The sequence below is a fragment of the Kitasatospora sp. NPDC058406 genome (genome assembly GCF_042722765.1).
Lineage (GTDB): Bacteria > Actinomycetota > Actinomycetes > Streptomycetales > Streptomycetaceae > Kitasatospora.
On the sequence record NZ_JBHXKE010000316.1, the window covers coordinates 1 to 8,692 of the forward strand.

Here is an 8,692-nt window from a genome sequence, read left to right on the forward strand (position 1 = left end):
CGGTGCCGCCCACCCCCCCCTCGGTGGGCCCTCACCGTCTCCCCCGGGCGCCCCCCCCCCCCCCCGCCGCCCGCCCCCCGCCGGCCTGTCCGGGGGTGCGTCCGGAGGCGGTCGGGGACCGCCGGAGGGGCCCCGGAGGGGGGCGTGCGGAGGGCCCCGGAGGCGCTCGCGGATTGCCGATTGGGCTTGCACTCGCCCACCTAGAGTGCTAATCATTGGCGTTAGCACTCACAGCTTGAGAGTGATAAGCGGACCGGGTCGGTGAGGCCCCAGGGAGCGGTAGGGGAAGGGACCCCCGCATACCAGGGCCGTCCGTCGCGGGCACCCCTTGGTCCGAGCAGTCGACCGTGTCCCGGAGGACCACTTCAGATGGCCAAGATCATCGCCTTTGATGAGGAAGCTCGCCGCGGCCTTGAGCGTGGCATGAACCAGCTCGCCGACGCGGTGAAGGTCACGCTCGGCCCCAAGGGTCGCAACGTCGTTCTGGAGAAGAAGTGGGGCGCCCCCACGATCACCAACGACGGTGTCTCCATTGCCAAGGAGATCGAGCTCGAGGACCCGTACGAGAAGATCGGTGCGGAGCTCGTCAAGGAGGTCGCCAAGAAGACCGACGACGTCGCGGGTGACGGCACCACCACCGCCACCGTGCTGGCCCAGGCGCTCGTTCGCGAGGGTCTGCGCAACGTCGCCGCCGGCGCCAACCCGATGGCCCTGAAGCGTGGTATCGAGAAGGCCGTCATCGCCGTCTCCGACCAGCTGCTGGCCCAGGCCAAGGACGTGGAGACCAAGGAGCAGATCGCCTCCACCGCCTCCATCTCGGCCGCCGACACCCAGATCGGCGAGCTCATCGCCGAGGCCATGGACAAGGTCGGCAAGGAAGGCGTCATCACCGTCGAGGAGAGCAACACCTTCGGTCTGGAGCTTGAGCTCACCGAGGGCATGCGCTTCGACAAGGGCTACATCTCGGCCTACTTCGCCACCGACCTGGAGCGCATGGAGGCCGTCTTCGACGAGCCGTACATCCTGATCGCCAACTCCAAGATCGGCTCGGTCAAGGACCTCCTGCCGCTGCTGGAGAAGGTCATGCAGAGCGGCAAGCCGCTCGTCATCATCGCCGAGGACGTCGAGGCCGAGGCCCTGTCGACCCTGGTCGTGAACAAGATCAAGGGCACCTTCAAGTCCGTCGCCGTCAAGGCCCCGGGCTTCGGTGACCGCCGCAAGGCCATGCTCCAGGACATCGCCATCCTCACCGGCGGCACCGTGATCGCCGAGGAGGTGGGCCTGAAGCTGGAGAGCGCCGGCCTCGACCTGCTGGGCACCGCCCGCAAGGTGGTCATCACCAAGGACGAGACGACCATCGTCGACGGTGGCGGCGACGGCGAGCAGGTCGCCGGTCGCGTGAGCCAGATCCGCGTCGAGATCGAGAACAGCGACTCGGACTACGACCGCGAGAAGCTCCAGGAGCGCCTCGCCAAGCTGGCCGGCGGCGTGGCCGTCATCAAGGCCGGCGCGGCCACCGAGGTGGAGCTCAAGGAGCGCAAGCACCGCATCGAGGACGCGGTGCGCAACGCCAAGGCCGCCGTCGAGGAGGGCATCGTCGCCGGTGGTGGCGTCGCCCTGCTGCAGGCCGCCGTCGCGTTCGACAAGCTGGAGCTGGAGGGCGACGAGGCCACCGGTGCCAACATCGTCAAGATCGCGCTGGAGGCCCCGATCAAGCAGATCGCGACCAACGCCGGTCTCGAGGGTGGCGTCGTGGTGGAGAAGGTGCGCAACCTTCCCGCCGGCCACGGCCTGAACGCCGCGACCAACGAGTACGTCGACCTCATCGCCGCGGGCATCATCGACCCGGCGAAGGTCACCCGCTCCGCGCTGCAGAACGCCGCCTCCATCGCGGCGCTCTTCCTCACCACCGAGGCCGTCATCGCCGACAAGCCGGAGAAGGCTTCGGCCGCCGGCGGCGGCATGCCGGGCGGTGACATGGACTTCTGATCCTTCGGATCGGACGGTTCCTCGTCCGCACGGGCGGTCCCCTTCGGGGGGCCGCCCGTGCGGCGTTTGCGGGGGAGCAGGGCGTTTGCGGGGGCGCGGCGCCGGGCGGTTCGGCGGGGCCTCGTGCGGAGGGCGTCCGGGGCGGCGGCGGGTTTGGGAGAATGGGCCGATGGCTTCCCCTGACGACATCGAGACGGCGCTGCACACCGCACGGGCGCTGATTCTGGCCGACCTCACCGCACGGGACGTGGCGGACGCCGCCGTGGTGTCGCTGGTCGAGCAGGCCGTGACGCACCGGCGCTGGTGGCTGGAGCAGTGGCCGGACGGCACCGAGTACGTGCTCGGGCTGGTCGCCCAGGACGTCCAGGACGCGCTGCTGGAGAACTACGGCCGCTGGCCGCTCTGCGCCGAGTGCGCGGCGGACGGGGACCCGCACGCGCTCGGCGTGGAGCCGGAGCTGGGCCCCGAGCCGCACTGGGTCTGCGGCAAGCAGGGCGCCGCGGTGGCGCCCGTCGGGCAGCTCGCCTGACGCCCCCGCCGTTCCGGCGCCGCCCACTGCCCCGGTCGTCTCCGCCGTCCCCTCTGTCGCCGCGCTCCTTGCCGCCCCTGCCGCTTCCCCTGCCCTCCCCCTGCCGGGTTCCCCCGCTTCTCCTCGTCCGCCGCCGTGCCTCCGGGTGCGGCGGCTTTTTTCGCGGCTCCGACTCGCGTAACCTGCATATGCAGTCTACCGACTTATGTCGGGCACTTGAGTCACCCCCTCGGGTGGGGGTATACATACTCGGTATGTAGGGCGCCGCCGGCCGCGAGGCCGTCCGCCCACGCGAAACGAGGGGGAGAAGCATGTCCCAGTCAGATTTGGCCCGGCCCGTCCTGCAGCTGCGGAACGTCACCCGGGTGCACGGGCAGGGCCCGTCCGAGGTGCACGCGCTGCGCGGCGTCGACCTGGCCGTCCACCCCGGGGAGTTCGTCGCCGTGATGGGCCCGTCCGGCTCCGGCAAGTCCACCCTGCTGACGCTGGCCGGCGGTCTCGACCGGCCCTCCGGCGGGGAGGTGCTGGTCGAGGGCGTCGAGCTCGGCGGACTGAGCCGGACCGGGCTCGCCGCCGTCCGCCGTCGCTCGGTCGGCTACGTCTTCCAGGACTACAACCTGATTCCGGCCCTCACCGCCGCCGAGAACATCGCGCTGCCCCGGGAGCTGGACGGCACCTCCGGGCGGATCGCCCGCCGCGAGGCACTGGCCGCACTCACCGAACTGGGCATCGCCGAGCTGGCCGACCGCTTCCCCGAGGAGATGTCCGGCGGTCAGCAGCAGCGCGTCGCCATCGCCCGCGCGCTCGTCGGCGACCGCCGCCTCGTCCTCGCCGACGAACCCACCGGCGCCCTCGACTCCGCCACCGGGGAGGCCGTGCTCGCGGTGCTGCGGGCCCGCTGCGACGCCGGCGCCGCCGCCATGATGGTCACGCACGAACCCCGGCACGCCGTCTGGGCCGACCGCGTGGTCTTCCTTCGCGACGGCCGGATCGTCGACGAGAGCATCGGCCGGGACGCCGAGACCCTGATGCTGCTCTCCAGCCGGAACGGAGCCGGTCGATGAGGCTCTCCGCCCTGCGCGTCGCGCTGCGCATCGCCCGCCGCGACGCCCTGCGCGCCAAGGGCCGCAGCGCCCTCGTCGTCGCCATGATCGCCCTGCCCGTCCTCGGTGTCACCGGCGCCGACGTCGTCTACCGCAGCGGCCAGCTCACCCCCGGCGAGCGGGTCGAGCGGCTCATGGGCGGCACCGACGCGCTGGTCACCGCCTACCGGCCGGGCCGCGCGGTCGAACAGGCCCCGGTCGCCGAGGACGGCGTCCGGGTGCTGGTGGCCGGGGAGACGGCCACCGCCGAGCAGCAGCGCGCCGCCGCGACGGCCCCGGCCGCCCTGGTCGCCGGGTTGCTGCCGCCCGGGGCCGTGCTCCTGCCGGCCACCCCCGGACCCGAGGTCAGCGCCTCGACCCGGGAGGGCCTGTTCACCACCTCGACCGGTGAGGCCGACCTGACCACGAAGGACTGGTCCGGCCGTCTCGACCTGGTCGAGGGCCGGGCCCCCTCCGCGCCGCACGAGGCCGCCGTCACCCGGGCCTTCCTCGACGAGGCCGGGCTGCGGATCGGCGACGCCACCACGCTCAAGGGCCTCGCGACCCCGTTCACCCTGACCGGCGTGGTCGAGCACCCCGGGGACCTGGACAAGGTGGAGCTGGTCGGCCGCCCCGGCGAGGTGGTCGCCCCGCTCGCGGCGGCGATGGCGCCGAAGACCGCCGGGATCACCGCCCCGGTCGCCGACGAGGGCGCCCCGCCGGAGCAGTGGCTGGTGCGGCTGCCCGCCGGTGAACGGCTCGACTGGGCCAAGGTCCAGGAGTTCAACAGGTACGGCTTCACCGTCACCTCCCGGGCCGTCACCCTCGACCCGCCCGCCCGGTCCGCCGTCCCCTACCAGCTGGACCGGCCGGTGGACCTCACGGCCGCCACGGACAACCGGACCGTCGTGCTCGTCACCGTCGTCGGGATGGCACTGCTGGAGGTCGCGCTGCTAGCCGGCCCCGCGTTCGCCGTGGGCGCCCGCCGCTCGCGCCGCCAGCTCGCCCTGATCGGGGCGGCCGGAGGCCACCGCGGCCACGTCCGCGCCGTGGTCCTCGGCGCCGGGCTGGTGCTCGGGCTGGCCGGTGCCGCGCTCGGTGTCGGACTCGGCACCGGACTGGTCGCCGCCGTCCGGCCCTGGGCCGAGGAGGCGGGCGGCAGCCGCTTCGGACACTTCGCGCTCGCCCCGGTCGACCTGCTGGCGATCGCCGGCGTCGGCGTCCTCACCGCACTGCTGGCCGCCGTGCTGCCCGCCGTGCAGGCAGCCCGCCGTGACGTGGTGGCCGGTCTCACCGGCCGCGACACCGTCACCGCCCCCAGCCGCTGGGCCCCGGTCGTGGGTCTGCTGCTGGTCGGCGCCGGCGCGGCCGTGGCGGTCTACGGGGTCGGCACGTACTCCAGCGCCGGCATGCCGGTGGTCGGGAGCTTCACCGCCCGGACCCTCTCGGTACTGGCCGGAGCGGCCACCGCCGAAATGGGCCTGCTGCTGTTCACCCCGATGCTGATCGCCCTGTTCGGCAGGCTGGCCCGCCGGCTCCCGCTCGGCCCCCGGCTCGCCCTGCGCGACTCGGCCCGCCACCGCGGCCGGACCGCGCCGGCCGTGGCCGCCGTGCTGGCCGCCGTCGCCGGGGCCGTCGCCGTCGGCGTCTACACCACCGGTACCGACGCGCAGGAACGCGCCGCCTACCGTCCGGAGGCCCCGCCCGGCGCCGTCGTGGTCGACGCCGCCCTCAAGCCGGACAGTCCGCAGCTGACGCGGCTGCGCACCTCCGTCGAGCAGGACCTGCCCGGGCTCGGCACCCGCGCCGACGTCCACGAGGTCGTCTACGTGTTCTGCCCGGAGTGCTCCTCCAGCGTGCGGATCCAGGGGACGGGCCCGGTCGAACGGGGCAGGTCCGCGGTCCGGACGCTGGCCGGGGACGCGACCGTCCTGCACAACCTGTTCGGCCTGCACGACCGGACCGCCGAGGAGGCACTGGCGGCCGGCAGGACGGTCGTCTTCGACCGAGCCTTCCTGCGCGACGGCCGGGCGGTGCTGACGATGCAGGGCGGCGCCGGTGGACCGGTCCAGCCCGGCCAGGCGCCGCAGACGGAGAACCGCGAGGTCGGCGTCGAGGCGGTCCTGGTGGAGAACCCGGAAGCCGCCCGGTTCGGGCCGGTCCTGATGAGCCTCGACGCGGTGCGGAAGGCCGGTCTCGAAGCCCGGCCGGCCGGGTCGGTCTGGCTGCCGGAGACGGTGCCCACCCCGAAGGAGCAGCAGCGGGCCGAGGCGACCGTGGCACGGATCGTCCCGTTCGCCCAGCTCCGGGTGGAGCGGGGCTACGACCCGAAGAGCAACCTGAACACCGTGGCGCTCACCGGGTTCGCGGCCGTCGTGGTGCTGGGCGCCGCGGCCGTGGCCACCGGGCTCGCCGCCGCGGACTCGCGCAACGACCAGGCCACGCTGGCCGCGGTCGGCGCGCCGCCGCGGATCCGGCGGGTGCAGGCCGGTCTGCAGTGCGCGCTGATCGCGGCGATCGGGGCGGTGCTCGGCACGATCAGCGGGTTCGTACCGGCGATGGGGCTGCTCCGGGCGCACAGTGCCGGGAGCTCGGCGGCGCCGTTCGCCGCACCGTGGGGGGTGATCCTGCTGGTCACGGTGGTGCTGCCGGTGGTGGCCGGGCTGGGAGCGGCCGCGTTCACCCGAGGGGGGCTGCCGCTGGCGCGGCGGGCCGGCTGACGGGGCCGTGCCTCCCGTGCCCGCTCCGGTGGGCCGCGCTTCGACGGGCCCGGCTGCTTCGGCGGCCGGGCCCGCCCCTGTCCGGGAGGCATCGGAACGGGGCCCGGGCGGCGGGCCCGGGTGGCCTGGGGCCCGGGTGGCCCGGGTGGCGGGCCCGCCGGGCACCGGAGGGCCTACGCGCGGGTGAGTCCGGCGAGCTCGGCGGCCAGGTTGGCGCGTGCGGGGGCGTCGAACCGCTCGTGCGCGGTGGGCGTGCGGTAGAGCGCGGGGAGCGCGAGCAACTGCCGGAGCACCGCCGCGCGCCCGGCGCGGAAGTCCGGCTCGGGGACGAAGGCGTACTCCTCCCGGACGGCTGCCGCGTACGCCGCGTAGGCGTCCGGCGGACCGCCGAGGACGGCGAGGTCGGCGTCGCAGAGCACCTCGCCGTCGCGGTCACCGGGGTCGGGGTGGTGGGTGACGGTGAGCCGGACCAGCCGGGCGACCTCGTCGACCCGTGCGGCGGCGAGCCCCGCCTCGGTGAGCGCGCGGACGGCGAGGACGGCGCTGCGCTCCTCGTTCTCCGAGCGGTCCGGGCGGTAGACGGCGTCGTGGAACCAGGCGGCCAGCCGGACGGCGTCCGGGTCGGCGGCGTGCCCGGCGAGCGCGTCGACGTGGGCCAGGACCGCGCGCAGGTGCTCGGTGGTGTGGTACCGCCGCTGCGGTTCGGCCCAGCGCCGCAGCAGCTCCCGTCCGGCCGGCTCGGGGTCGGCCCCGGTGCCGCAGCGGCGGAGCAGGGCGGTCCAGGCGGCGAGGAGACCGGGGTCGGGTGCGTCGGGCATGGGGTCATTCTGTCCGGCCGTCACCCGGATCGGTGACGGATTCCGCTGGACTGGATATGTCGGTGGACGGTATATGTAGTTCCATGACAGAACGGGCCATGCAGGAGCCGACGCTGCTCCTGCTCACCGCGCTCGCCGATGCCCCCCGGCACGGCTACGCGCTCATCCAGGAAGTCGCCGCGATTTCCGGCGGCCGGGTCACGATGCGCACCGGCACGCTGTACGGCGCGCTCGACCGGCTGCTCCAGCAGGGCCTGATCGAGGTCGCTGCCGAGGAGGTCGTCGACGGCAGGGCCCGCCGCACCTACGCGCTCACCGAGGGCGGACGGGGCGCGCTGGGCACCGAGGCCGAACGGCTGGCCGCCGTCGCCGAGGAGGCGCGGCGCAGGCTGGCGGCCGTCCGGCCCGCCGCCGTCCGTCCGACCGGAACGGCGCGGCCCGCGTTCCTGAGGGTCAGGGGGGCCTTCGCATGACTCATCAGACCTTTCCGGGATTCCTGGCGGAGCCGGTGGCGTTCCGCGCCGCGCTCCGGCTCTACCCGGCCCGCTACCGCCGGGAGCGCGGGGACGAGCTGTCCGCCGTCTTCGCCGACAGCACGGCCGAGGCCGGCAAGCTGGCGACCGCCCGGGAGGCGGTCGACCTCGGGGCCTACGGCCTGCGCATGCGCGCCGGGCTGACCGCCTCGTCCCGCCTGGGGCAGCTGCTCGCGGCCGCCGCGCCGCTGATCGCCGGGGCGATCGCGGGGCTGGGGGTGGCGCAGGCGCTGGGGAGCGCGGTCGGCTCCTACCGGCCCAGGCTGCTGATGACGCCGGACCACATCACGCACGTGCCCGGGTTCATCGCCTCCGTCGGGGAGATGTTCGTCCCGCTGCTGCTCGTCGCCTTCGTGCTGGCGGGCCGCTGGCAGGCCGCCCGGGTGACGGCGCTGGTCGTGGTCCTCGCCGGGGCGTTCCGGATGGTCGAGGTGATCGGGGTCTCGCACGACGGGTGGCAGTTCTTCCTGGGGAGCTGCGAGGCGACACCGCAGCTGGTGTCCGGCCTGCTCTTCGCGCTCGCGCCGCAGGAACTGCTGGAACGTCCGACCTGGCGGAGCCGTGCCGTGGTGGTGGCCTCGATGGTCGGGGGCGGGCTGGTCCTGCTGGCCGAGGAGTTCTACAGCTCCTTCGTGCTGATGGACGGGCGGACGGCGGCGCTGCTGCTGATCGTCCCGCTGGTGTCGCTGCTCGGGGTGGCCCGGGGGCGGCTGGCGCCGGCGGCGATGGGGCTGACGGTGCTCGCGCTGAGCGCGGGGTTCAGTCTCTTCCGGGCCTGGCAGGTGGTCGGCGGGGCGTGGCGGCTGCTGCCGCTGATGGGCGTCGCGCTGGTGGTGCTGCTGGCCCTCGGCCGGATCCTCGGCCGGAGTGGAGCCGGGGCGGGAGGTGGCCGGAGCCTCGCCTGAGTGCACTCGGATCCGTCGGGGATCCGCGGGCCCGGCGGGGTTCGCGCGAACCCCGCCGGAGCGGGGACGGCCGGGGCTTCGCCGCCCCTGAACGGCCGGACGACCGGATGTGGGAC

At 74.6% G+C, this 8,692-nt stretch carries 7 protein-coding genes; 6 read left to right on the forward strand and 1 reads right to left on the reverse strand.

The genetic code is table 11. The features are described from left to right. Positions 1 to 369 precede the first annotated feature (369 nt). From groL to ACFWOG_RS36940, 4 genes are all read left to right on the forward strand, one after another. Positions 370 to 1,989: a chaperonin GroEL gene (gene groL, locus ACFWOG_RS36925; protein WP_329877131.1), complete on the forward strand. Its 1,620-nt coding sequence runs from the start codon at positions 370 to 372 to the stop codon at positions 1,987 to 1,989. A gap of 169 nt (positions 1,990 to 2,158) precedes the next feature. Then, the gene (locus ACFWOG_RS36930; protein WP_329948975.1) at positions 2,159 to 2,518 is read left to right on the forward strand and encodes a hypothetical protein; all 360 of its coding nucleotides are present in this window, start codon (positions 2,159 to 2,161) and stop codon (positions 2,516 to 2,518) included. Between the two features lie 311 nt (positions 2,519 to 2,829). After that, positions 2,830 to 3,582 carry an ABC transporter ATP-binding protein gene (locus tag ACFWOG_RS36935; protein ID WP_329948974.1) on the forward strand — a complete coding sequence of 251 codons (753 nt, stop codon included), beginning with the start codon at positions 2,830 to 2,832 and terminating at the stop codon, positions 3,580 to 3,582. Continuing rightward, on the forward strand, positions 3,579 to 6,320 hold the full coding sequence (locus tag ACFWOG_RS36940; RefSeq protein WP_380363799.1) for an FtsX-like permease family protein: 2,742 nt from the start codon (positions 3,579 to 3,581) through the stop codon (positions 6,318 to 6,320). Before ACFWOG_RS36935 ends, ACFWOG_RS36940 begins: the two co-directional genes overlap by 4 nt. 173 nt (positions 6,321 to 6,493) lie before the next feature. Here ACFWOG_RS36940 and ACFWOG_RS36945 read toward each other — a convergent pair whose 3' ends face one another. Next, positions 6,494 to 7,138, reverse strand: a complete 645-nt coding sequence (locus tag ACFWOG_RS36945; RefSeq protein ID WP_329948972.1) for a hypothetical protein — start codon at positions 7,136 to 7,138, stop codon at positions 6,494 to 6,496. Positions 7,139 to 7,221: 83 nt separating this feature from the next. On the opposite strand from ACFWOG_RS36945, the gene ACFWOG_RS36950 reads away from it, so the two are divergent. Together ACFWOG_RS36950 and ACFWOG_RS36955 are read left to right on the forward strand one after the other, a co-directional pair. Then, positions 7,222 to 7,611: a PadR family transcriptional regulator gene (locus tag ACFWOG_RS36950; protein WP_329948971.1), complete on the forward strand. Its 390-nt coding sequence runs from the start codon at positions 7,222 to 7,224 to the stop codon at positions 7,609 to 7,611. Further along, on the forward strand, positions 7,608 to 8,576 hold the full coding sequence (locus ACFWOG_RS36955; protein ID WP_329948970.1) for a hypothetical protein: 969 nt from the start codon (positions 7,608 to 7,610) through the stop codon (positions 8,574 to 8,576). The genes ACFWOG_RS36950 and ACFWOG_RS36955 overlap by 4 nt, the downstream gene beginning before the upstream one ends. Positions 8,577 to 8,692 lie beyond the last annotated feature (116 nt).